This window comes from Streptomyces sp. NPDC001351, from assembly GCF_042896045.1.
In the GTDB taxonomy this organism is placed as follows: domain Bacteria; phylum Actinomycetota; class Actinomycetes; order Streptomycetales; family Streptomycetaceae; genus Streptomyces.
On the sequence record NZ_JBIAWS010000025.1, the window covers coordinates 45090 to 68005 of the forward strand.

Annotated in this window: 18 protein-coding genes and 4 pseudogenes; 12 read left to right on the forward strand and 10 right to left on the reverse strand. The window is 69.7% G+C overall.

Features of this window, described 5'->3' with window-relative positions; all coding sequences use genetic code 11:
• Nucleotide 1: 1 nt before the first annotated feature.
• Both ACFY1U_RS48695 and ACFY1U_RS48700 read left to right on the forward strand, forming a co-directional pair.
• Nucleotides 2-1027, forward strand: a complete 1026-nt coding sequence (locus tag ACFY1U_RS48695) for a hypothetical protein (RefSeq protein WP_390700537.1) — start codon at nucleotides 2-4, stop codon at nucleotides 1025-1027.
• Nucleotides 1024-2727, forward strand: a complete 1704-nt coding sequence (locus ACFY1U_RS48700; RefSeq protein WP_390700538.1) for a hypothetical protein — start codon at nucleotides 1024-1026, stop codon at nucleotides 2725-2727. The genes ACFY1U_RS48695 and ACFY1U_RS48700 overlap by 4 nt, the downstream gene beginning before the upstream one ends.
• Here the strand turns inward: ACFY1U_RS48700 and ACFY1U_RS48705 are convergent.
• Nucleotides 2708-4411 carry an APC family permease gene (locus tag ACFY1U_RS48705; protein ID WP_390700539.1) on the reverse strand — a complete coding sequence of 568 codons (1704 nt, stop codon included), beginning with the start codon at nucleotides 4409-4411 and terminating at the stop codon, nucleotides 2708-2710. The two genes, ACFY1U_RS48700 and ACFY1U_RS48705, sit on opposite strands and share 20 nt — an antisense overlap.
• A gap of 24 nt (nucleotides 4412-4435) precedes the next feature.
• On the reverse strand, nucleotides 4436-4882 hold the full coding sequence (locus tag ACFY1U_RS48710) for an HAD family hydrolase (RefSeq protein ID WP_390700583.1): 447 nt from the start codon (nucleotides 4880-4882) through the stop codon (nucleotides 4436-4438).
• A gap of 364 nt (nucleotides 4883-5246) precedes the next feature.
• Here ACFY1U_RS48710 and ACFY1U_RS48715 point away from each other — a divergent pair.
• The 4 genes and pseudogenes from ACFY1U_RS48715 to ACFY1U_RS48730 all read left to right on the forward strand — a co-directional run bounded on the left by ACFY1U_RS48715 (nucleotide 5247) and on the right by ACFY1U_RS48730 (nucleotide 9973).
• A pseudogene (locus ACFY1U_RS48715) lies at nucleotides 5247-5785 on the forward strand ((2Fe-2S)-binding protein).
• Nucleotides 5782-6777 (forward strand): FAD binding domain-containing protein, encoded by a 996-nt coding sequence (locus ACFY1U_RS48720; RefSeq protein WP_390700540.1) that lies wholly within the window; start codon nucleotides 5782-5784, stop codon nucleotides 6775-6777. The pseudogene ACFY1U_RS48715 and the gene ACFY1U_RS48720 overlap by 4 nt, the downstream one beginning before the upstream one ends.
• Before the next feature lie 148 nt (nucleotides 6778-6925).
• Nucleotides 6926-9131, forward strand: a pseudogene (locus ACFY1U_RS48725) (xanthine dehydrogenase family protein molybdopterin-binding subunit).
• Nucleotides 9132-9487: 356 nt separating this feature from the next.
• Nucleotides 9488-9973 carry a hypothetical protein gene (locus ACFY1U_RS48730; RefSeq protein WP_390700541.1) on the forward strand — a complete coding sequence of 162 codons (486 nt, stop codon included), beginning with the start codon at nucleotides 9488-9490 and terminating at the stop codon, nucleotides 9971-9973.
• A 194-nt stretch (nucleotides 9974-10167) separates the two neighbouring features.
• Here ACFY1U_RS48730 and ACFY1U_RS48735 read toward each other — a convergent pair whose 3' ends face one another.
• Nucleotides 10168-11769, reverse strand: coding sequence for a cation acetate symporter (locus tag ACFY1U_RS48735; RefSeq protein ID WP_390700542.1), 1602 nt, complete (start codon nucleotides 11767-11769; stop codon nucleotides 10168-10170).
• Nucleotides 11766-12158, reverse strand: a complete 393-nt coding sequence (locus ACFY1U_RS48740; RefSeq protein ID WP_390700543.1) for a DUF485 domain-containing protein — start codon at nucleotides 12156-12158, stop codon at nucleotides 11766-11768. The genes ACFY1U_RS48735 and ACFY1U_RS48740 overlap by 4 nt, the downstream gene beginning before the upstream one ends.
• Before the next feature lie 606 nt (nucleotides 12159-12764).
• Between ACFY1U_RS48740 and ACFY1U_RS48745 the strand changes: the two genes are divergently transcribed.
• From ACFY1U_RS48745 to ACFY1U_RS48755, 3 genes are read left to right on the forward strand one after another with little or no spacing between them, the layout of a single operon-like run.
• Nucleotides 12765-15287, forward strand: coding sequence for a nitrate- and nitrite sensing domain-containing protein (locus tag ACFY1U_RS48745; protein WP_390700544.1), 2523 nt, complete (start codon nucleotides 12765-12767; stop codon nucleotides 15285-15287).
• Complete coding sequence (locus ACFY1U_RS48750; RefSeq protein WP_390700545.1) at nucleotides 15284-15718, forward strand: roadblock/LC7 domain-containing protein; 435 nt, start codon at nucleotides 15284-15286, stop codon at nucleotides 15716-15718. The genes ACFY1U_RS48745 and ACFY1U_RS48750 overlap by 4 nt, the downstream gene beginning before the upstream one ends.
• Before the next feature lie 16 nt (nucleotides 15719-15734).
• Nucleotides 15735-16319 (forward strand): DUF742 domain-containing protein, encoded by a 585-nt coding sequence (locus tag ACFY1U_RS48755; protein ID WP_390700546.1) that lies wholly within the window; start codon nucleotides 15735-15737, stop codon nucleotides 16317-16319.
• 146 nt (nucleotides 16320-16465) lie between these two features.
• Here ACFY1U_RS48755 and ACFY1U_RS48760 read toward each other — a convergent pair whose 3' ends face one another.
• Together ACFY1U_RS48760 and ACFY1U_RS48765 are read right to left on the reverse strand one after the other, a co-directional pair.
• Nucleotides 16466-16711 carry a DUF2283 domain-containing protein gene (locus tag ACFY1U_RS48760; RefSeq protein WP_390700547.1) on the reverse strand — a complete coding sequence of 82 codons (246 nt, stop codon included), beginning with the start codon at nucleotides 16709-16711 and terminating at the stop codon, nucleotides 16466-16468.
• A gap of 60 nt (nucleotides 16712-16771) precedes the next feature.
• Nucleotides 16772-17534: pseudogene (locus ACFY1U_RS48765) on the reverse strand (transposase family protein).
• Between the two features lie 317 nt (nucleotides 17535-17851).
• On the opposite strand from ACFY1U_RS48765, the gene ACFY1U_RS48770 reads away from it, so the two are divergent.
• Nucleotides 17852-18508 (forward strand): transposase, encoded by a 657-nt coding sequence (locus tag ACFY1U_RS48770; protein WP_390700548.1) that lies wholly within the window; start codon nucleotides 17852-17854, stop codon nucleotides 18506-18508.
• A gap of 451 nt (nucleotides 18509-18959) precedes the next feature.
• Nucleotides 18960-19112 carry a hypothetical protein gene (locus ACFY1U_RS48775; protein ID WP_390700549.1) on the forward strand — a complete coding sequence of 51 codons (153 nt, stop codon included), beginning with the start codon at nucleotides 18960-18962 and terminating at the stop codon, nucleotides 19110-19112.
• Between the two features lie 429 nt (nucleotides 19113-19541).
• Here ACFY1U_RS48775 and ACFY1U_RS48780 read toward each other — a convergent pair whose 3' ends face one another.
• A complete protein-coding gene (locus ACFY1U_RS48780) occupies nucleotides 19542-20210 on the reverse strand; it encodes a winged helix-turn-helix domain-containing protein (protein ID WP_390700550.1) in 669 nt (222 codons plus the stop codon).
• Nucleotides 20211-20472: 262 nt separating this feature from the next.
• Between ACFY1U_RS48780 and nrdR the strand changes: the two are divergent.
• A pseudogene (nrdR, locus tag ACFY1U_RS48785) lies at nucleotides 20473-20908 on the forward strand (transcriptional regulator NrdR); the annotation flags it as partial.
• 103 nt (nucleotides 20909-21011) lie between these two features.
• Here nrdR and ACFY1U_RS48790 read toward each other — a convergent pair.
• Genes ACFY1U_RS48790 through ACFY1U_RS48800 form a run of 3 tightly spaced genes read right to left on the reverse strand, consistent with a single transcriptional unit; the run spans nucleotide 21012 to nucleotide 22905 of the window.
• Nucleotides 21012-21605: a thiamine pyrophosphate-dependent enzyme gene (locus ACFY1U_RS48790; RefSeq protein WP_390700551.1), complete on the reverse strand. Its 594-nt coding sequence runs from the start codon at nucleotides 21603-21605 to the stop codon at nucleotides 21012-21014.
• Nucleotides 21602-22105 carry a thiamine pyrophosphate-binding protein gene (locus ACFY1U_RS48795; protein ID WP_390700552.1) on the reverse strand — a complete coding sequence of 168 codons (504 nt, stop codon included), beginning with the start codon at nucleotides 22103-22105 and terminating at the stop codon, nucleotides 21602-21604. Before ACFY1U_RS48795 ends, ACFY1U_RS48790 begins: the two co-directional genes overlap by 4 nt.
• Nucleotides 22102-22905 (reverse strand): thioesterase II family protein, encoded by an 804-nt coding sequence (locus ACFY1U_RS48800; protein WP_390700553.1) that lies wholly within the window; start codon nucleotides 22903-22905, stop codon nucleotides 22102-22104. The genes ACFY1U_RS48795 and ACFY1U_RS48800 overlap by 4 nt, the downstream gene beginning before the upstream one ends.
• Nucleotides 22906-22916 lie beyond the last annotated feature (11 nt).

The window sequence follows — 22916 nt, forward strand, 5'->3', positions numbered from 1 at the left end:
CATGGCATCCAGGGCGGTGGTCATCGGACCGGCGGCGTACGCCCCGGACTCGGGCATCGACAGCCATCCGTCGATCGGCGAGAGCGCGCGCATGTACGGCGAGGTGCTGGCCGACGACGCGATGTGGGGCGCGGACAGCTGCCGGGTCCTGGGGACGGACGAGGTCCAGTCGGCGGACGGCGTCATGCGGGCGCTGCAGGAAGCCGCCGACGCGACGGGGCCCGAGGACATCCTGCTGGTCGTGTACGTCGGCCACGGCCAGTACTGGAGCGACCTGCCCGGCGCCCAGGTCCACTTCTCCGTGGGCTCATCCCACCGCGACGAACCCTGGACGTGGCTGTCCAGTTGGTACGTCTACCGGGTGATGCGCAAGGCCAGGGCAAGGCTCAAGGTCCTGATCGCCGACTGCTGCTACTCCAACCTGCTGCCCCAGCTGGGCAACGAGCCGGAACTCCCGGGCGTGCTGGGTGCGTGGGACGAGGGGACCTGCGTCTTCACCGCCGTGAAGAACGCCAACTTCGCGCCCGCCGAGGGCTGTTCGGCGCTTCCCGGGGACCTGGCGAACTGCACGCCGTTCAGCGGGCATCTGCTGCGGATACTGCAGGGCGGCACGAAGGACCACAACCCCCGGCTCACCATCGGCCTGCTGCGGGAGGCCGTCCGCAGGGAGATGGCGAGCTGCCCCTCCGCCCGGCACCAGGTGCCGCGGATGTCGCTGAACGACGCCCGGGACGGCGCGCCGCTGTTCACCAACCGGATGGAGCCCATGCGGCGCGACCTGCCCCCGCGCCTCCCGGTCGACCCCGAGGACTGGGTCAGGACACTGATGCTGGACCGGGACGCCCACCTCGCCGAGCTGTTGCGCGACGAGCGCAAGACCGGCGATGTCGTGGCCCTCCTCAGCTCCCGCCCGGACGACGCCAGCCAGCACCTTGCCCGGCACATAGACGTCAAGGCGAACGAGATGTTCCGGCCGCACGCGTTCGCCCGCTACTGGAGCAAGGTGGAGAAGGCACTGCGCGTATGAACGACGGCCTGTGGGCCCGGGGCTCCGAGACCCCCGAGGAGAGCGGGGACAGGGAGGCGTGGCGCGGCTACGAGTGGGTGGCCACCTGCCCGGTCGACGTCTTCGTGGAGCGCATGCGGGCCATGCGCGAGGGCGAGGGGCCCGCGGACGAGGGCGGCGAGCAGCCGCGTCCGGCCACCGCGGTGCGCTCCCTGTACGCCTTCGCCGTACTGCGTCCCGTCGACGAACTCATCGCCTCCGCACGGCACTTCGATTACCGGGACGCCGTCAGCGTGCTGGCCACGGCGGCGCTGGGCCGGCACATCAAGCAGGCCGCGGAGCTCGCGATCAGACAGTGGGAGGCCGAGCGGGGCAGCGGCGGCGACGGCCGCCGGCTGACGCACGGCGTCATCCACGACATCGCCTGCCAGCGGACCGTCCTGGACGTCGCCGTGTTCGTCCGGGAGTGCCGCCGGGCCGCGGCGCCCGAGCTGGTGGACCGCACGATCAGCGCGTTCACCGAACCGGGTTCGGGCCGCACCAACCTCGACAAGGCGCTGCTCTACATCGCCCTGCGCGACGAGAAGTGCGACGAGGAGGCGACGGAGTTCCTACGCCGAACGCTGGTCGCGATCATCGACAACGACGCGCTGCCGGCGTCGGAGATCGTGCCCAGGGAGTTCCAGGACCTCGCCGGGGCGCTGCACCACCTCAGCCCCTCCGAGCCGATCCTGGAGAGGTGGTTCGACGAACAGCTCGACCTCGAGGACGACGTGCACGACACCCGGCGGATCATCGCCCGGCTGATCGCCACCCGCACAGACACCCCCGACACCCTCGTGGAACACGTCGGCCGGCGCCGGACCCGGCACGACATCGCCGAGATCTGCGGCCAGTTGGCCAGGCCCCCGCACACCGAGAAGTGCGCGGACATCCGCCGGCACGTCGCCGCGCGCGAACGGATGGAGGACCTCGCCGAGATCGTCAGGATCTGGTACGAGTCCGACGCCCTCACCCGGACCACGAAGGAACTGCTCGCCGACATCGTGTCCAGGGGAGCGGACTGGTACGAGGGGCCGCGCACGCCCGGCGAACTCGACCGTCTCGACAGGGCGTTGAGCAAGGTCAACGCCCCGCCCGAGTGCCGGCGCCTGCTGCGCGTCGCCGCCGCCGTGCACACCGACGGCCGCTCCGGTGCCGACCTGGTCGCCCTGCTGGAGAAGATCGAACGGCCCCGGGACCGCAACCGCGCGGCCCAGACGATCGCCCAGCGCCTGGCGGCCCAGGTGCTCGGCCAGGGCGCCGAGCCCGACCTGTTCGTCGAGTACGTGACGGGGCTGCGGGCGGCCGGCCGGACGGAGGCCGTCTACCTGGCCTGCAAGGAGCTGGCGGACCCGGCCGACCCCGTGCGGGCGCCCGCCGGTTCGGGCGAGATGATCGCCGAGATCGCGGCCCGGCTGTACGACACGGGCCTCGACCGGGACGGCTGGGACCTGCTGGAGCGCTGCCTGGAGAACGAACAGCGGGTCACACCGCAGGAGGTCGCGGTGATCGTCGACCGCCTCGGGACCGCGAACATGCCTCAGGAGGACCGGCACTTCCTGCTGCGGGCCACCGTGGGCCGCTGGTCCGACGCCCACCGCCGGGAGCAGGCGGTCGAGCAGCTGACCAGGCGGGGCTTCGAGGCGGAGGCCAGGGAGGTCATTCGGTCACTGCGCTGACGGGCGGCGCGACGACGGCGACCGGGCCCGGGGCGGGCAGCATCGGCGGGATGTCGACCATGTGCCGCCTGGACGCCCGTACCAGCCCCTCGAAGCAGACGAGCGCCGAGGCGACGGCCAGGAAGCCGCCCAGGACCCGGTGGTGGAAGCGGAGCGGGGAGTCGCCGAGCAGCAGGGTCAGCAGCACCAGCACTGTCAGCTGGCCGATCAGCCAGAGGGCCGCCTGAGCGGCGGGACTGGTGCGCCAGTCACGGAACAGCGTCACATGCACCTTGGCGTCGTATATCCGCCCGAAGGCGGGCAGCAGGCGGGCCACGCTCGGCAGGCACAGCAGCAGCGCGCAGCCCACCGCGAGAGCCACCATGCCCCGCCACAGGGGGCTCCAGCCTGCCCCGTAGAGGATCAGCGCTATCAGGGCGAAGCTCGCCCGCGCAAGGATCTCGGGGGTGTCGCGGCGTCTGGGGGAGTGGCCGGGCAGATGGGCGCGCAGGGAGACGAGGGCCACGGCCGGGACGGCGTAGACGACCAGGGTCAGCACGCCCGTGACGGCGACTAGCGTGGACCAGCTGCCGCCGACCGCCCACAGCGCGATCCCGGCGACGAAGAAGTCGACCACCAGGACCAGCCAGTAGACGTCGTAACGCCGTTTCAGCGACGCCTTACGGGCGGTCTGCAGCCCCCGGTGCGTGAGATGGGCGCGGCTGAGCGCGGCGACCTCGCGCGTGAGGGCGTGCGCGAAGACGAGCCCAGCGCCCATGGGCGAGACCACGCCGTTGACCCGGAGCAGCACCCCGAGCCAGAACAGCCCGGCAGCGGAGGCGAAATGGGCGTACGGCGACGACCCCATGTTGGCCGTGGACCACTCGGCGTCGTGGTACCGGGTGAAGACGATCTGCAGCGCTATGTACAGCACCATCGAACCGATGATCGTGCCGAAGACCGCCCACCGCAGCCGGGCCGCCTCGCCTATGCCCCGTCGCTTGACGTTCCCGGCGAAGTCCAACGGCCCCTGGAATCCCACGTAGGCGTAGATGACACCGCTGCCCACCACCGCGGTCAGCGCTGCTGCGGCGCCTTTTCCGGTGCTGTGCTCGCTCGCCGCGAGGCCGCTTTGGTGGTCGAAGCCGGCCGCGATGAGCAGCACGACGGTCAGGACGGGGACGACCACCTTCAGCACCGTCAGCCAGGAGTTGATCCGGAAGAAGATCCGCGGGGCGACCAGGTTCACCGCCGAGATCGCCGCCATGAACACCAGCGCGTAGCACCACCCTTGGGCGGTCAGCGTGTCGGAGGTGTCCAGCAGGCCGTGCACCTTCCAGGCGGACAGGCCCTTCGTCATCGCGACGGCCTCACTGGCCAGGTTGATTGCGTACACGAGCCACAGCCCGGCCGCGGCCACCGTCGCCACCAGCGCGCCGCTGCTCTGCAGCGGCAGGAAGATCAGCCCGCCGGTCTTGGGCGCGGCGGTGCCCAGCTCCACCATCACCCCGGCGATCAGCAGCATCAGCAGACCGCCGAACAGCCAGGCGAGCCAGGCGTCCGAACCGGCCTTGGAGAACGCCTCGTTGGCGCCCAGCATCCAGCCCGACCCGATCACCCCGCCGGCCGCCAGGCCCACCAGGTGGAACACCGACAGCCGTCGCTGCTCGTCCTCGTCCTCGAACGGCATTGCCCGCAGACTCATGCGCGTATCCCCCGTGTTGCGTCGTCAACTCCTCACGCACAGTGGGCGACAGGGTACAGCCAGGGCTTTCTGTTGCGCCTGGGTCGACCGGATTGTCAGTGAACTGCCGGGCCTCAGCAAGGCTTTCCGGCTCGCGGCGGACACCGGGACAACCGACCGGTCGATCTGCCGTCTCACGTGCGCCGTGTGGCCTGGCGGCAGGCCTCGGCGTTCGTGTGGTGGGAGGCCGAGGGAGGTGCAGCCCGCGAGGAAGATGCTCGGTGCGGGCTTGGCGGCGCCGTGCTGGTCGGAGCAGATGAGCGCGTTGTCGAGGTAGGGCAGCAGGCCGATGGTGTGGAGCTTGTCGTGCTGGTGCTCGGCGGATGATTTGGAGACGATCCCGAGGCGGTAGTCGGGCGCGAGTTTCCTGAAGACAGGCTCGGCATCGGGAAATGCCGCCCAGGCGGCGTTGCGGTGGGCCTCGTAGCGCACCGTGCTGCTGGCATCGGTGGTCCGGCATCTGGAGGCGTCCGCGATCGATGACGCGCTGGACCTGTTCGCGCTGCTGATGCAGGTGAAGCTGATCAGCGTGGCGAAGCGGGCCACAGACAAGGACTGGCTGGCGGCGAAGCCACGGCTGGGGAAGGCGTCCCGTACGGTCACGGCGGTCTACCGGCTGTGGAGCGAGCAGCTGAACCTCGTCACCGAGCACGGCGCCGACCTGGACGCGGCGGCGAGACCGGCCCGGCGACGGGGGCCGCGGGGTGCCCTGGAGTGGCCGGGACGTGTGAGGCGTCGCAGCCTGGATACGCGGTGTGCACGGACACCACGACCCGTCCGGAAGACCCTCCCTGCCATGACCAGCGAAAAAGCGCTCGACCCGCACTCGGAGATCACCCTCCGGGTCAACGGCAAACCTCATACCCTGCTCGTCGACCACCGGCGGGTCCTGCTGGACCTGCTCCGCGAGGACCTGGGCCTCACCGGGTCCAAGAAGGGCTGCGACCACGGCCAGTGCGGCGCCTGCACCGTCCTGGTGGACGGGCGCCGCGTCAACGGCTGTCTGCTGCTCGCCGTCACCCTCGACGGCAGCGAGGTCACCACCATCGAGGGCCTCGGCGGCGACGGCGAGGATCCGCCCCCCTCCAGAGGGCCTTCCTGGAACGCGACGCCTTCCAGTGTGGCTACTGCACACCCGGGCAGATCTGCTCCGCCGTGGGCATGATCGCCGAGGCCGCTGCCGGTCACCCGTCCCACGTCACCGACCCGGCGGAGCCCTCCGGCCGGCCCGTACCGCTGGACGGGACCGAGATCCGCGAGCGGCTCAGCGGCAACCTGTGCCGGTGCGGCGCCTATCCGCGCATCGTCGAGGCGGTGGAGGACGTGATCGGGTGAAAGGCTTCGAATACCTCAGGCCCACCGGCGTCGAGGAGGCCGTCGAGGCCTACGCGGCCCACCCTGGCGCCCACTACCTCGCCGGCGGCACCAACTTCGTCGACCTCATGAAACTCGGCGTGGAGACCCCTGGCGTCCTCATCGACGTCGGCCGGCTGCCGCTGGACTCGGTCGAGGAACTGCCGGACGGCTCGCTGCGCGTAGGCGCCACCGTCCGCAACAGCGATCTCGCAGCCCACCCGCTGGTCCGCGACCGCTACCCGGTGCTGTCCCGGGCGCTCCTCGCGGGCGCCTCCGGACAGCTCCGCAACGCCGCCACGACCGGCGGCAACCTGCTCCAGCGCACCCGCTGCCCGTACTTCCAGGACCTCGACAAGCCCTGCAACAAGCGGCAGCCGGGCAGCGGCTGTGGTGCCCGCGACGGCGTGCACCGCGACCACGCCGTACTGGGCCACTCCCCGCACTGCATCGCCACCCACCCCTCCGACATGGCCGTCGCCCTGGCGGCCCTCGACGCCCGGGTCGAGCTGTACGGCGCCGAGGGCGGGCGCAGCATCCCGGCGGCCGACTTCCACCGGCTGCCCGGGGTCCGTCCGGAGCGGGACACCGAGATCCGTCCCGGTGAGCTGATCACCGGCGTCCTGCTGCCGGCCGCCCGGGCCGGTGTGCCCTCCGCCTACCGCAAGGCCCGCGACCGTGCCTCGTACGCCTTCGCGCTGGCCTCCGTGGCCGTCGTCCTGCGGGTCGCGGACGGCGTCGTGGACCAGGTGGGGCTCGCCTTCGGCGGCCTCGCCCACCGGCCCTGGCGAGCCCACCACGCGGAGACGGCGCTGCTGGGCGCGGCGGCGACCCCCGAGGCCTTCGAGGGCGCCGTGGCCCTGGAACTGGACCGCGCCGAGCCGTTGCGCGACAACGCCTACAAGGTGCCCCTCGCCCGCAACCTCGCCCTGGACGTCCTGAACCGCCTCGCCCCCGCACCCGCGACGGCCTGACCTCTTCCGGACCCGGCCGACCCCAGGAGAACCGATGGCGAACGACCCACTGGAGCCTGGCGGCCCGCTGCCCGGGACCGATCTGCCGCACGCCGATCCGATGGCCGCCACCGGGCTGCCCCGGGACGATCCGCGGGCCGGGACCGGTATGCCGCACGACGACCTTGTCACCCGCGCCGCCTCCGCCGCCTCGGGTGAGTCCGGCGAGGGCCGGCAGCCCCGTACCGGCGCCCTGGAACAGGACCCCCACCCCACCCCGCGCACCGGCACCGCCCTCGGGGCGCCCGCCGGGCGGCGGGAAGGGCGGGAGAAGGTCACCGGTAACGCCCGTTACGCCGCCGAGTACCCGGTGCCCGGCCGCGTCCACGCCTGGCCCGTGCCAGCGGCCGTGGCCCGGGGCCGGGTCACCGGCGTGGACACCTCGGCCGCGCTCGCGCTGCCCGGCGTCCTCGCCGTGCTGACCCCCGGCGACGCCCCGCGCCTCGGCGAGACGGACGACGCCACCCTCGCCGTCCTGCAGAACAGCCACGTGCCGCACCGGGGCTGGTGCGTCGCTCTGGCTGTCGCCGAGACCCTGGAGGCGGCCCGCGCCGCCGCCCGGGCCGTCCGCGTCGGCTACGCCACCGAGCACCACGACGTCGTACTCCGCCCCGACCACCCGGACGCCTACGAGCCCGAAGGGGGCGCTCAGCCGGGCCGCCTCGAACACGGCGACCCGTACGGCGCCTTCGCCGCCGCCGACGTCCGCCTGGACACCGAGTACCGGGTGCCGCCCCTGCACAACCACCCCATGGAACCGCACGCGAGCACCGCGCACTGGGACGGCGACCGGCTGACCGTGTACACCTCCAGCCAGGGCAGCACGACCGTCCAGTCCGTGCTCGCCGGTCTCTTCGACCTGCCCGAGGAGCACGTCACCGTGGTGGCCGAGCACGTCGGCGGCGGCTTCGGCTCCAAGGGCACCCCACGCCCCGACGTCGTCCTCGCCGCCATGGCCGCACGGCACACCGGCCGGCCGGTCACGGTGGCCTACCCCCGCCGGTACATGCCCACCGTCGTCGGCCACCGCGCCCCCACCCTGCACCGGCTGCGCCTCGGCGCCACCGCCGACGGACACCTCACCGCGGTGCTGCTCGAGGTCACCACGCACACCTCGCACGTCAGGGAGTACGTGGAGCAGGCCGCGGTGCCGTCCCGCGTCATGTACACCGCCCAGCACCTGCTCAGCTCCCACCGGGTGGTGCCGCTGGACGTCGCCAGCCCGTCCTGGATGCGCGCCCCCGGCGAGGCCCCCGGCATGTACGCCCTGGAGTCGGCGGTCGACGAACTCGCCGGGGCCCTCGGCGTGGACCCCGTCGGGCTGCGGATCCGCAACGAGCCGGAGAGGGAACCCGGCAGCGGCAAGCCGTTCAGCAGCCGGCACCTCGCCGAGTGCCTGCGCGAGGGCGCCCGCCGCTTCGGCTGGGACCGGCGCGACCCGCGCCCACGCTCCCGGCCCGAGGGCCCACTCCTCATCGGCACCGGAGTGGCCGCGGCGACCTACCCGGTCATGGTCCGGCCGTCGAACGCCACCGCCCAGGCCCTGCCCGACGGCACCTTCGTCATCAGGGTGAACGCGGCCGACGTCGGCACCGGCGCCCGCACCGTCCTCGGCCAGATCGCCGCCGACGCCCTCGGCGCGCCCCTGGACCGGGTGCGCACCGAGGTGGGCCGCAGCGACCTGCCCCAGGCGTCGCTGGCCGGCGACTCCTCCGGCACCGCCTCCTGGGGCTGGGCCGTGCACGAGGCGTGCGCCGGTCTGGCGACCCGGCTAGCCGAGCACCCGGGCCCGCTGCCCGCCGAGGGCCTCCTGGTCCGTTCCGACACCGCGGGCCGGGCGGACGCCGAGTCCCCGTACGCCCGGCACGCCTTCGGCGCCCACTTCGCCGAGGTCGCCGTCGACACCGTCACCGGCGAGGTCCGGGCCCGCAGGCTGCTCGGCGTCTTCGCCGCCGGGCGGATCCTCAACGCCCGCACCGCCCGCTCCCAGTTCGTCGGCGGCATGATCATGGGCCTGGGCATGGCCCTGACCGAGGGCAGCACCATGGACGCTCCGTTCGGCGACTTCACCGAGGCCGACCTCGCCTTCCTACCACGTGCCCGCCCACGCCGACGTCCTCGGCATCGAGGCCGACTGGATCGAGGAGGACGACCCGCACCTCAACCCCATGGGCAGCAAGGGCATCGGCGAGATCGGCATCGTCGGGACCGCCGCCGCCCTCGGCAACGCCGTCCACCACGCCGCCGGCATCCGGTTCCGCGAACTCCCCCTCACCCCGGACCGCGTCCTCACCGGTCTGCTGGCCGAACGGTGACGACCGTGACGAGGGACACCGGAGGGGGAACCGCCCGGGTGCCGGGACTTTCCCCGTCCGGGCGATCGGGATGCTCGGCGGCCGGGCTGCCGTCGGCGGTGCGGTGTACCTCGGCGCCCCCTGATGGATGTTCCTGTGCTCCGTGCTGGGCACAGCCATTGCCGGCGTTCCGGCCATGCTGCCCCAGAAGTCCGAGCACCGGCGCGACGTGATGCGGGAGTTCCTCCGGCACGGTGAGCGCATGTACCAGATGCGGCACGAGCGGCCCACCAGCCGGACCACGGGGGGTGCCCCTATGTCCTTGGTCAAGGGAAACGGGGGTGCGGTGGGTTGGTGAGCCGGGGCAGCATGGCGGGGTGGCTGATCTGCTGTGGGATGACGTGAAGTGCTTCCTCGACCCGGACTTGATGGGGTCGTTGCCGGACGTGCGTGTCCCGGATGCCTCGGTGGAGGCCTGGCAGGCGGTCCTCGATCTTGTCGTGGAGAAGGGCTGGAAGTGCCAGTACTCCGAGGGAGAGAGGGTGCTTCCGGTGCCTTGGGCGGAGGCTGTGCTGTCCCGTGCGGCGGATGCCGAGTGTCCGGAGCTGCGGGTCTGGCCGGCTGCCGATGTGTTGGCGATCTTCCGTTTCCATGCCGACGATGAAGTCGACTTTGACGTCGACCTGCGGGAGTTGCAGGGCCAGGAGCGACTTGATGTGTTCTGTGGCTTGCTTCGGGAGATCGGGCGGCGGCTTGGCAAGCCGGTGCTGATGGACCCGGAAGGCGACTCCGGCCATCCGGTTCTTGGCTTCGACGTCGAGGCCGATCGAGTCGTTCTCCTTGCAGACCCGCAGGTCAGGTGACTGGTGGCCGACGGCTGCGGTTCGTAGAAGGTTCCGTCGCGGAGCATCGCGAACAACACGTCGGCCCGGCGTCTGGCCAGGCAGAGCAGGGCCTGGGTGTGGTGGGGAAGGCCGACCCGCCCTTCGGCATGGGCGCCTTCCGGGCGCGACCGCCAAGCGGCTGGGGCACCCCCTGCCGGCCCTGTCGGAATCGGCTACAACCGGGCACCGATTCCGGTCAGCGCCCGTACTTCCATCTCCGCCTGCTTGTCCGGATCCGCGGGGTGCTTGCTGAACACGGTGCCGAGGTATCCGCAGACGAACGAGAGCGGAATCGACACGATGCCCGGATTCATGAGCGGGAAGAAATGGAAGTCGACGCTCTTGATGATCGACGTAGGGGTACCCGAGACCGCCGGTGAGAAGATGATGAGCACGAGGCAGGACACCAGGCCGCCGTACATGCTCCACAGCGTCCCCGAGGTGTTGAAGCGTTTCCAGTACAGCGTGTAGAGCATCGTCGGCAGGTTGGCGGACGCGGCGAGCGCCAGGGCCAGCGACACGAGGAAGGCCACGTTCTGCCCGTCGGCCACGATGCCGCCGACGATGGCAAGGACACCGACCACGACCGCGGTCAGGCGGGCGACCCGGATCTCGGCCCGGGGATCGGCATTCCCGCGCCGTATCACGTTGGCGTAGACGTCATGGGCGAACGAGGCCGAGGCGGCCAGGGTCAGACCGGCCACGACCGCCAGGATCGTCGCGAAGGCCACCGCGGAGACGACTCCAAGGAGCACGACGCCACCGACTCGGAAGGCGAGCAGAGGCGCTGCGGAGTTCTCCCCGCCCGGGGCGTTGACGATCGTGTCGGAGCCGACCAGGGCGGTGGCGCCGTAACCGACGATCAGGATTCCCAGGTAGAACGTGAACATCGACCAGGAGCACCACACCACCGACCTGCGCGCCTCCTTGGCGTCGGGCACCGTGTAGAAGCGCATCAGCACGTGCGGCAGGCTGGAGATGCCGAGGACCAACGACAGGGCCAGCGAGACGAACTCGATCTGGCTGATCGCGTTCCGGCCGTACAGGCTGCCCGGTTCGAGTAGTCGCTCGCCCAACGGGCTGTGTTGGGTGGCCTGTTGAAGGAGCGCAGAGAAACTGAATCCGAACTTGCCGATGATGAACACGCTGATGAAGCTCACGCAGACCAGCAGCAGGCCGGCTTTGATGATCTGCACCCACGTCGTGCCCTTCATCCCGCCCACCAGCACATAGACGAGCATGACGACGCCCACGCCGGTGATGAGGAGCGCCTGCCCGCCCCTGGTGTGCACGTCCAGCAGCAGGGCGATGAGCCCGCCGGCGCCGGCCATCTGGGCGAGCATGTAGAAGAACGTGATCACCAGCGTGGCGTTGGCCGCCGCTGCCCGCACCGGGCGCTGCTTCATACGGAAGGCCATCACGTCACCCACGGTGAACCGCCCCGTGTTGCGCAGTCTCTCGCCGATGAGCAGGAGGGCGACCAGCCAGGCGACCAGCCATCCGACGGAGTAAAGGAATCCGTCGTAACCATGGACGGCGATCGCCCCGGAGATTCCCAGGAAGGAGGCCGCGGAGAGGAAGTCGCCGGACAGCGCGATGCCGTTCTGGACACCGGTGAAGGCGCTGCCCGCGGCGTAGTAGTCGGATGCCGTCTGGTTTCTGTTGGTGACCTTGTAGACGATGAACAGGGTGATGATGACGAATGTCAGGAACACGCCCAGATTGAGCGTGGGGTTGCCGGTCGCGGTCACGTCGGCGGCGATCTGCTGTGTCATCGCTTGTCGACTCCCGCCAGTTCATGGATCCTGTCCACTTCCGGATCAAGTTCCTTCCGGGCGAAACGACGGTACGCCAGGACGATCGCGATCGTGGACGCGAACTGCATCAGGCCGAGGACGGTGCCCGTGTTGATCTCGCCCGCCAGCTTGTGGCTCATGAACCCGTGGGCGTAGGCGGAGAGCAGCACGAACGTCATGTACCAGCAGAAGAAGAGCGCGCTCATCGGGAAGACGAACAGGCGGAGCCGTCTGCGAAGCCCGGAGAATTCCTCGCTCTGCTGAATCGCGCGGTAGTCGGGTTCGCCGTCATGACGGTGGCTGGTGAACTCCCGTCCGGCGGGCCGCTCGGACACGGCGGCGATGGGCGGCCCTGCCGGTCTGGTCACGTTCCTCTTCCTGGGGGATCCGGGCAGGAGGACACTACAAATGCCCCCTGCGGCGAGCGACGGGAAGGAGCAGCTTCCGCTCCTGAGAACCGCCCGACCATTCAATGCCTTGAACGGTCGTGAACTGAAGGTGACTTGAACCCCTCTTTTCTCATCATTTACCGAACTTACGTGCGGGCGGAGCAGGTTGTGTAACGGTTTGGTGCGTCCGTGCCCAGGGGAGCAAAGCGGCATTGTTGCCGTTCGCCCGGCTGTCCTAAACTCGCCTCGGTTCCACGGCGCTTGACAGATCGGCGGTCGGCGTGCGGGGATCAGTCCGCGCCGGAGAACGGGGAGACGGAACAATGGACTTCCTTGGGCGCGCCCGCGACACAGGCCCACTCCTGGGTTCGCACACCATGCCATGACCGCAGGCGGTCGGGCCATCAGCCCGGCACCACCCTGTACTGCCGGGCGTGCCCGTCCGGCTCAGGCGAGAACCCCGGGAGAAAACAGCGTCGTGTCAGATCCCTGCGAGCAAGCTGTTCCGAGTACGGAGCTCATATCGTGACCGCGGCCAGGCATGCGGCCGTTCGCCCGGCACGGCCATCGCGGTGGGCTTCACTCGTGGAGTGGCGCAACTGGCGGCTGCTGGTGAAACTCGCGGCGGTACTGGTCGTACCCGCCCTGCTCGCCGGCGGCCTGGGTATCGTGCAGATCCATGACGACGTCACCCTCGCCAACTCCTACGCGGACACGCAACGCCTGGTCAGGATGCGTGGTGAGCTGCGGACTCTGCTCGCGGCCCTGCAGCGGGAACGCGCGATGTCCGTCGAACGACTGAGTGCCGGCACTGCCGACGACACCGCCGGTATGCGCCGGCAGGAGCGGAGCGTCGACAGCGCCCGTACCGCCGTCACCGGCACCAGGAAGCAGGACGTCTCCCTCAAAGGCGTCACGGCGAATCGTTACCGCAACGCCGTCGGCCTGCTGGCCCGTCTCCCGGGCCTGCGCGCACAGGTGGCCTCGGCCGACATCGACTCCTGGACCGCGCTCAACGACTACGGCACGATCATCACCGGGCTGCTCCATCTGGACCAGGCACTCGACAGCGGGCTCTCCACCCCCGGACTCACCAGGGCGGCCACCGCGTTGTACGACCTGGAGGCGGCCGAGGAGCAGATCCACCTCGAACACGCGATCCTGCTCCAGGCGCCCGACCGCGGCCATCCGATGACCCCGACGCTCGTCAAGGCGCTCCAGAGGGCCGACGCCCGCCTCCAGGACCGACTCGACGACTTCCGGACCATGGCCACCCCTGCGGAGTGGCGCGCCTATCAGCGAACCGTCACCGGCACCTCCGTCAGCCGGCGTGCCCACGAGGTCAGCACCGTGCTGGCCGCGTCCCAGACATCCCAGGCGAAGCAGAACGCCACGGCATCACTGAAAGTCCCGGTCGGCACCTGGACCCGGGATTCAGAGGCCACCGCCGATCTCGTCGACAAGGTCGGGGACGGCTTCTTCCACACCTTGCGCAACACGTCGGCCGAGCTGCAGGACCGGACGAGCAGCCAGGCGGGCACGGCATCCGTCATCCTCTTCGCGGTACTGCTGCTCGCCCTTGCCGTCGGGCTCGGGATCGGCCGGCATCTGCTGCGGTCGCTGGCCGTCCTGCGCTCGACGGCACTCGATGTGGCGGAGCACCAGCTGCCCGCCGCGGTCGAGAGCATGCGCGAGGGGCGGACGGCGGACGCCGTGATCGATGTGGTGCCGGTGCACACCACGGAGGAGTTCGGCCAGCTCGCCAGGGCGTTCGACATGGTGCACTCGCAGGCCGTGCGCCTGGCGGCGGAGCAGGCCGCGCTGCGCGGTGACCTCAGGAACTCCCTGGTCAACCTCTCCCGGCGCAGCCAGGGCCTGGTGGACCGTCAACTGCGGTTGATGGAACAGCTCGAACAGCACGAGGAGGACCCGGAGCAACTGGCCAGCCTCTTCACGCTCGACCACCTGGCGACGCGGATGCGGCGCAACAACGAGAACATGATGATCCTGTGCGGCAGCACTCTGGTGCGCTCGTCCCACAGTGCGGCGCTGGAGACCGTGCTGAGGGGCGCCGTCTCCGAGATTGAGCACTACCGGCGCGTGCTCGTCCAGCCCGGCCCTCCCGTCGACGTGATCGGGTACGCGGCCGGTGACCTGGGGCGGCTTGTCGCCGAACTGCTCGACAACGCCACCTCGTTCTCCCCGCCGCACACCCAGGTGATCATCGGCAGTACCCGGGAGCCTGACGGCTCGCTGCTGATCGAGATCCTGGACGAGGGAATCGGGATGAGCGAGAGCGACCTCGCCAGGTCCAACCAGCGGGTGACGGCGGGTGCATCCGTGGATGCGCCCGCGTCCCGGCAGCTGGGTCTGCTCGTGGTCGGTCGCCTGGCCGGTCGGCACGACATCGCCGTCGAGCTGAGCTCGCGGCCGGGCGTCAGGGGGCTGCGGGCCCGTGTTCTGGTACCGGCCAGGCTGGTCACGGCGCAGGCGCCGGCCCGTGCGGAGGACAGGCCGGGCATCATGGCCGAACGCCCCGTCCCCACGCTTCCGGTACGGACGCGCGGCGGCCGGACGGACACCGGTGCGGCGGCATCGCGCCCGCCGCGACAGCCGTTCGCCACCGCCGCCGCGGCGACAGGGCCCCCCCCGGCCGACGAGGACACCTCGCAAAAGCCCACCGCCCCGCCGTGGTCCGGCTTTGTCGCATCGGCATCGGCAGCCCCCGGCGCCGGGAACGGTGTGGACACACCGGTGCCGCACGCCACCGCGGAGGAGCCCGCGCCCGCCCCGCCGTCCCTGCCCGAGGCACCAGGCGCCCCAGAGCCGTCGGATCGCCCGGGACCCGCGTCGGCTGTCCGACGCCCGGCCGGGCGCGATGCGCGGGAGCCCGACCCGTCGGCCGACCTCACCCGGGCCGGGCTGCCCAGAAGGGTTCCGCGTACGCGGTCCGTCCCGGCCCGGACCGAGCGGCCCGCCTCCGAGGACGCAGCAGCTGCGAGCGCCCGCCGCGCCCACAGCTTCCTCAGCAGCTACCAGTCGGGCATCCGCCGGGCGCAGCCCGATCAGACGCCCAATCCATCGGCGACGGGCAGGAAGAACCCATGACCTCATCCCACTCCCCGGAGGTGAGCCAGTTCGGATGGCTGGTCACCAACTTCACGGAACGAGTTCCCCACGTGGCGCACGCGGTGGTGATCTCGGCCGACGGACTGCTGCTCACCGTGTCGGATCAGCTGGCGGACCGTCATGCCGAGCAGCTCTCCACCATCGCGGCGGGTGCCATCAGCCTGATCCAGGGTGCCGCCCGGTGTGTGGACGCCGGGAACGCGCTGCGCACGGTGATCCAGATGGAGCACGGCATCATGCTGATGATGTCGATCAGGGACGGGTCGTGTCTGGTCGTCCTGGCGGCTCCGGACTGCGAAGTCGGCCAGATCGCCTATGAGATGACCGTGCTCGTCGACCAGGTCGGCGAGATGCTGACTCCGGAACTCCGTACTGAGTTGCAGCAAGTCCAGCAGGCTGCGGTCCGATAGCCGGGACGGGGAGAACATGAGCACCGGGCAAGACCCGTCCGGCCCTCGAAGAGACGAGGAAGCGGAGGACGAACAGACCTTCGCCGACGTGCTCAACGCGTTCAGTTTCGGCACCGGACGACGCAGGCGGAAGACCTCCGGCACGCGTGACACGCCGCAGGAGCCGGCGTACGACGAGAGCGGCGAGGCCCCACCACCGCAGGCTGCCGCCGGGTCGTACACACCCGCTTCCCCGGTGGATCCCATGACCGTGGAGCCGGGAGCACCGGCGGCGTTCGTCCGCGCCTATGTGTGGACGGGCGGCCGGACCAGGTCAGATCACCACTTCGAGGTCGAGACCGTGGTCACTGCCGCCGCCCCGGGAGCCGTCATGGGCGCCGACTCGCAGTGGGACCGCGCGGTGCTCGACCTGTGCCGGGAACCGAGGTCGGTGGCCGAGGTGGCGGCGCTCGTCGCGGTGCCGCTGGGCGTGGCCAAGGTCCTCCTCGGCGATCTGGCGGATCGCGGGCTGATCGTCGTCCACGAACCGGCGACCGGCGCCGGCGAGGCCCCGGCCCAGGCACTGCTGGAGAGGGTGCTGATCGGACTGCACCGGCTCTGACGGTCCGGTCCTCAAGACGCGTCGCGACAGCGGGCTTGTACCGGGTGGCGGCACCTGTTGGTCGGCCCCGGGCACACAGTGAGGCCTTTCCAACCATCCTGCGGCGGCCAGTAGTCGGCTGCGGCAACTTGCCTCGTCGAACCTCGTCATGCGCCTTCGGTATCCAGACGTTCCGCTGACTCAAGCAGGTACTTTGGCAGCTTCGAACTGGCCGCCAACACCTCGATACCGATGAGGCGCCCCTGCTCGTCGAAGTCGAGGTTGATCACGCCGCCGACCTCCACCGGGTCACAGGGATACATGCGAGTCGACTGTGCACGGGCTTGTGGACGTGCGAAATACACGTACGCAGCATCCGCCGTCTTGTCGTAGGTAACGGTGACGTCCGCCATGGTCAGCGCGCTCCCTTGAGGGGTTGAGGTCGGTCTTGCCCGTGTTGTGTCGCCTCAGCCTCATGCTGCGGTGGCGAGTTGCAAGGCCAGGACGGCCCTGACAATGTCGGTGATGCGGTTGGTGCTGCAACGGAGTTTGCGCAGGAGGCGCCAGGACTTCAGGGTGGCCATGGCTTGTTCGCCGAGGGCTCGGATCTTGGCGTGGGAGCGGTTGACCGCCTGCTGCCCGACGGACAGTTTGTCCCAGCGTCCGCGGTAGGGCACCCGCACGGTGCCGCCGGCTGCTTGGTAGGCCTTGTCCGCCCAGCACGGAATGCTGGCGGCGGTCAGGACATCGATGACGCCGTGGGCGCGGGCGGCCTTGATGTCGTGCACCGCCCCGGGTAGTGCCGGCGACGCCCAGATCACCTTGCCGAACGGATCGGTGATGGCCTGCACGTTCATGCCGTGTTTCTGCGGCGATCCTGTCGATCGGTAGCAGTGTGCCGTCCAGGATCACGAACGCCTTGGTAGCCGCGACGGTCATCGCTTCATGGAGGCTCGGCGCGAGCACGGCCAGGACCTCGACGACCTCGCTGACATAGCGGTGGGCTGTTGCCAGGCCAACGTCGAACCCTGCCGCGAGCTGCGTGAAGGTGTGACCGCATCGCAGATGAGCCAGGGCAAGCAGCGCCTGGCGGGCGCAGGTCAACCGCCTCCAGCGCGTTCCGATCCGGCGGCGGTGAGCAGCCAGTTCCCTCCGCACCAGACGCAGGATGGAAGTGGACAGGTCCAACCCGGACGGGTACACAAGGACGTGAAGCTCCCGGCGGAGTAGGTTGATCTTGGTTGACAAGCCATCTACCAGGAGCTTCGTCGCTCTGTCACCCCAAGCTGCTTGCACCGCAGGCAGGTTGGAAAAGCCTCAGTGTGATCAGACTCGTGCCTTTCGCTGCTGAACTTCCTTGAGGACCCCGGCCACGGTCTCGTAGTCATCATCCACGTGTTTTCTGACATGCTGTTGTCCCCTTCTTCGGATCCAGGTAAGTGCGATGCCGTAGTGGTGTGCTCTGGGTCGAGTGGAGTCACCTTGCTGGACTGATGTTGCTTCAGGCAGCCAGGGAGGCTACTTGTCACGCGGTCACCCGGCCGAGTTCGAGAATGTACAAACTCACGAAAGTGTCGGCCGTCAAAGCCCGCACGCAGGCCATCAACCAGCTCAAAGCCGTCCTCGTCACTGCCGATCCCGTCTTGCGGGAGGAACTGGCCGGTCTGGGCAATGCTGAACTCTTCCGTACCTGTGCGCAGTTCACCGGTGTGAGCAGTCGCGAGGATGCAGGCGAGGAGTCGGTGGTGCAAGCCGCCCGGATCACGCTGAGCCTGCTGGCTCACCGGATCGGCCAGCTCTGCGAGGAGATCCGGGATGTAGAGGCTCGTCTGGCCCGGCTCGTGGAACGGCATGTCCCACAGCTGCTCGACGTGGTCGGGATCGGTCCGGACACGGCGGTCGTTCTGCTGATCACGGCGGGGGACAACCCGGAACGGCTCGACAGCGAGGCATCGTTCGCCGCGCTGTGCGGTGTCAGTCCCGTCGAGCGTTCCTCGGGACGCCGGCAGTACCGTCGCCTCAACCGCGGCGGCGACCGGCAGGCCAACGCCGCACTCCACCGCATCGTGTTCACTCGCCTGCGGGTCGACTCGCGTACCCAGGACTACTACGAGCGCCGCATCAAGGAGAGAAAGACCCGGCGTGAAATCGTCCGCTACCTCAAACGCTACGCGGCAGGCGAGGTCTTCCACCTGGTCAAACAGCTATAGTTGGCACCCCGCTCATAGGGGCTTGTGACACGGCGAGGCCCTGCCGAGGACCATCCTGGTGGAGCCTGTGCGCGGCGCCGTGAGACGACGAAGCTGCACCGGAGAGCTCCGGTGCAGCTTCGTCGTGAGATCGGCTGCGCTGTCGGACGCGATGCGGTCGGCGCCTCATGCGGCCTGTCCCTGTGACGCTTTTTGGGGTGCGCCTACTTTGCGATTGCACTCGCCGACGCATCTAAAAAGTCGGGTTTCGTCAGGTATTCCGTTGTGTGGAGCTGTGGATGGTGCAGTCGAGGACGAACACTCGGACCTTCAGGTTTCCTAGGGCGTGTCCGACGGGTCAGGTGGCAAAGACGCCAGCCAGGTGTAAGGAGCGGGTCTCTGTGGGCGCGAGGTGCCTTCGAACAGAAGGATGGTGGATCGATGCAGCAAACCCACATGGGGGAGATGGAGCGTGCAGATCGTCACCCGTGGAAAGGCATGGCTCAGCCAAAGTCCCTCAAATGAAGGGGAGTTTATGCGTCGCGCCGTTGCTGTTGCAGTTGGAGCCATCGTGTTCCTCGGGGTGGTGGTCACCCCTGCTAGAGTGCTGCGCCAGAAATCCTGAGGATTACTGACTTCCTTGGGTTGTTGTCGGGTGTTGGGTGGGGGTCTGGTGGCGGTCGGGCGGGTGTCGATCGGGTCGGGTCGGAGTTGGATGTGAGGTAAGCCCCGGGGGGGTGTGCTTGAGGTGTTCGTCGTGGGTGGAGGGGGTGTTGGCTATCGGGGTGTGCTGTGACAGTGGCCGGATGTCTTTGACCGGTTTCGAGTCGGGTGTGTGTGGTGTGGGGGGGTAGTTGCGCGGTGGTGGGCGTGTCGTGTGTGGTGGCGTGCTCGTGTGTCCCGGGGGTGCGGTGGGTGCTGGGGTTGTCGCATGGTGGAACGATCGGGGCGCCGGGTTGGGTGTGAGCGTGGATGACGAGGTCGCGGTTGTCGCGGTAGGTGAAGGTGTCGCGTCCTTTGCCCCGGTATTTGCGGTGGCGGCGCGGCCGGTGGATCAGCCGGGAGGACTCGCCCGGCGGGTAGCAGCACATCGCCGCGATCGGCCAGTGGCGTCAGGAGCGGTCTCGAAGCCGCAGGACGGGCGTGTGTCCGCGCCGGCCCCGGGTGCGGGCGGTCGGGGGTGTCTTCGAGAACCCGGTGTGGTCGTTGAAGACGGCGAAGGCTCCGGGTGCCGCGGCAGTCGTTCGACCTGTGGCCCCACGTTGTTCTTCCGCGGCCCGTCCGCGTGCTCATCGTGCTGCAGCGCACGGCGGGCGGGACTCTGCCATGACCAGCCGTGCCGGTGCGGCAGCTGCCAGACCGCTGCCATCGAGCAGTGGGTCTTGAACCGGACGGCGGTCACTGCTCTGGTCCGTGCCGCGGTCCACCGCTGGTCCTCCCGGCCGTGCTCGGCGGGTGCCAGGGTCAATTCCTTTTCCAGCTCGGCGAACTGGCCATCACAGGGCTTGGGCAGTTTCGACGGCCCGGCGGAGGCCGGGGCGTCCGTGCCGCTTTCCCGCCAGGCACGCCGGCAGCGTTGCACCGGCCGCTCGCTCACCCGCAGATCCCTTGCGGTCACCGCGGTCTTCTCGCCGCGTGTGAACCGCTCACCGGGCTCGTAGCGGATGTGCCGGTGAAGCTCTCGCCGCTCGGCGGTCAGCCCACCGTCCTGCGCGTGCCGCATACAGCCGGCCTGCCGCGGGGATCGGCCCCCGGCAACCACCCGAGGAGATCAGTAGGCGGGCTGTTGCGGTCAGTGCCATGACGGGGGAGGTGGCGTAGGTGATCATTCGCTCGGTTCGTCCACGTGGTGTAGCCAGGGCAGTTGCGATCAGCTGCTTGTAGCGGGGTGGGCTGATGCCCTGTCCGCGTGAGAGGAGGGGCAGTTTCAGGAAGTCCATGCGCTCGAGTGTGATCAGGGGTGTGCGGCGCACGTCTTGAGGTTTATGCACTGCCCCTTCTGCGGGCACCCCGACAGCCGTGTCGTCGATGGTCGTACGACCGGCGACGGCAGGTCGATCCGCAGGCGCCGCCAGTGTCCGGACTGCTCCCGTCGTTTCACGGCCGTGGTGACGTGTTCGCTCATGGTGGTCAAGCGGTTCGGAGTCACCGAGCCTTTCAGTCGTACCAAGGTCATCAATGGTGTGCGCAAGGCATGCCAGGGGCGGCCTGTCACCGAGGGACGTGCTCGCCCTGCTCGGCCGGCGGGTCGAGGAGGCGGTGCGGGTCACCGGTAGCGCCGAACTGACCACCCATGACGTGGGGCTGTCCGTACTCGGCCCGTTGCAGGAGCTCGACCTCGTCGCGTATCTGCGGTTCGCCTCCGTCTGCCGGGCATTCGACTCGCTCGAGGACTTCGAGACGGCCATCGCGGAGCTGCGTGGGGCGTGGTGTTGGAGCGTGGCTCCCATGAAGTCGAGCTGGGGCCCGCGGGGGTAAGCCCTTGCTCGCACCGCTGGCACTTACAGTGCACTGCCAGGGTGGCCTACAAGCCGGCCACGCTGCGGCGCTCCCTGACGTACTGCGAGAAGCGCGTGGCGACGCCCGGGAGATCTGGCGTGACACGCCTGCGGGGTGGGGTGGCGTCCGGCTGGACGGGGCAGTGAATGAAGACGGCCGAGGAAACGTCCAGCGCGGTCGTGAGCCGAGCCCGCAGAGCGGACGGGTTATGCGCCTCGCATACGGATTGGTAACCGCTCGCCGTGGCCAACCCAGCCAGATGGGCGTGCCTTCCCGGGGTGGGCTGGCCACCGGTCGAGGCGTACAGGCCGTCGTCCAGAACGATGTGCACCAGGGGCAGGTCTGGTGCCGTTCCCACGGCGAGCAGCGTGGCCGGGTTCATCAGCAGGCTGCCGTCCCCGTCGACGACGATCGTCGGCTGCTGCGAGGCCATGGCGACACCGGTCCCCAGTGCCAGGGCCAGACCCATGGAGCCGGTCATGTAGAAGTGATTCGGCCGGTCGTCCAAGGACGCGGCCACCCGGGAGGCGAAGCCGGTGGTGAACACAGTGGGGATCCCGGGCGCGGTGGCCAGGATATCGGCGATCGCCGTGGACTTGTCGAACGGCACGACGCTCACGCCTCCCAGTCGAATTCGTCGGGTCGCACCAGCAAGGCATGGCTGTGCCGCTTCTCCACGACCGTGCGCCGGGCGTCCCGGATCTGATCGTCGGCCCTCCCGGCGGAGAGGTAGTGGTGCTCGATGCCCAGGCCGTCCAGGATCGGCTCGGTCAGCCGCCCCATCGCGAGGTTCTCGGGCGTCGGGTCCGGCGGGGTTCCGCGCATGCTGATGATCAGAAGCATGGGGATGCGGTAGGGGACCACCAGGGAGGCGAGGGCGTTGACGGACTGCCCGAACCCGGAGTTCTGCATCAGCACGGTGGCGGTGCCTCCGGTGAGGGCCACGCCGGCTGCCATTGCGACGGCGTTGTCCTCGCGCGCCACCACGTGGTAGTCGGCGCGCTCCTGCAACTGGGCCAGCAGTGGTGCCAGCACGCCGCACGGAGTGGCGAAGTAGGGACCCATGTCGTGGCCGACGAGAGCGTCGAAGACGGCAGTGGCTGCGATGGTATCGCTCATGTGTCGGCTCCTCGGGCGCCGCCGTCCGTCGTCCGGAGCGCTGTCGTGGTCGTGCCGATGGCCTGAACGACCGCAGGCACCACCTGATGGGCACGGTCGCGGAGGTAGAAGTGGCCGCCTTCGAACACCTGGTGGTCAAAGCGACGGCTCGTCAGTTCCCGCCAGGCATCGGCGTCTTGAGGCGGAAGCCGATCGTCGGTACGACCGCGGAAGACCGTGATCGGGGTGTCGATCTGGGGCGGTGCCTCGCGCCGGTAGCGCTCGATGAGCCGGTAGTCGGCCCGGATCATCGGGACGAGTAGGGCCAGGAGTTCGGGGTCGTCGAACACGGCCTGGTCGGTGGCGGACATGCTGCGCAGTTCGGCCACGAGCGCGTCGTCGTCCTGGGTGTGCAGGTCGCCGCCCGGATGACGGTGCGGAGCCGGGCGTCCGGAGACGATCAGCTGCCGCGGAGGGTGTCCGTGCTCCGCGTGGCGCAGGGCCACCTCGTAGGCGACGGCGGCACCCATGCTGTGGCCGAACAGCACGATGTCCTGCCAGCCCCGGGGCCGTACGGCGGCCGCGATTTCGTCGGCCATCTCGTCCATCGAGTCCACGCAGGGCTCCGCGATGCGGTCGTGGCGGCCCGGGTACTGGACGACGGACAGCTCGATGTCGTCGGGGAGGTAGGGCGACCAGTCCTGGTAGGAACTGGCCGCTCCTCCAGCATGCGCCAGGCATATCAGGCGGACGGACGCCGACGGCTTCAGCCGGGGTGTGCGCAGCCACCGGGCAGCACGGTCGGACAAGGGCGTGGTCATATCGCGTTCCT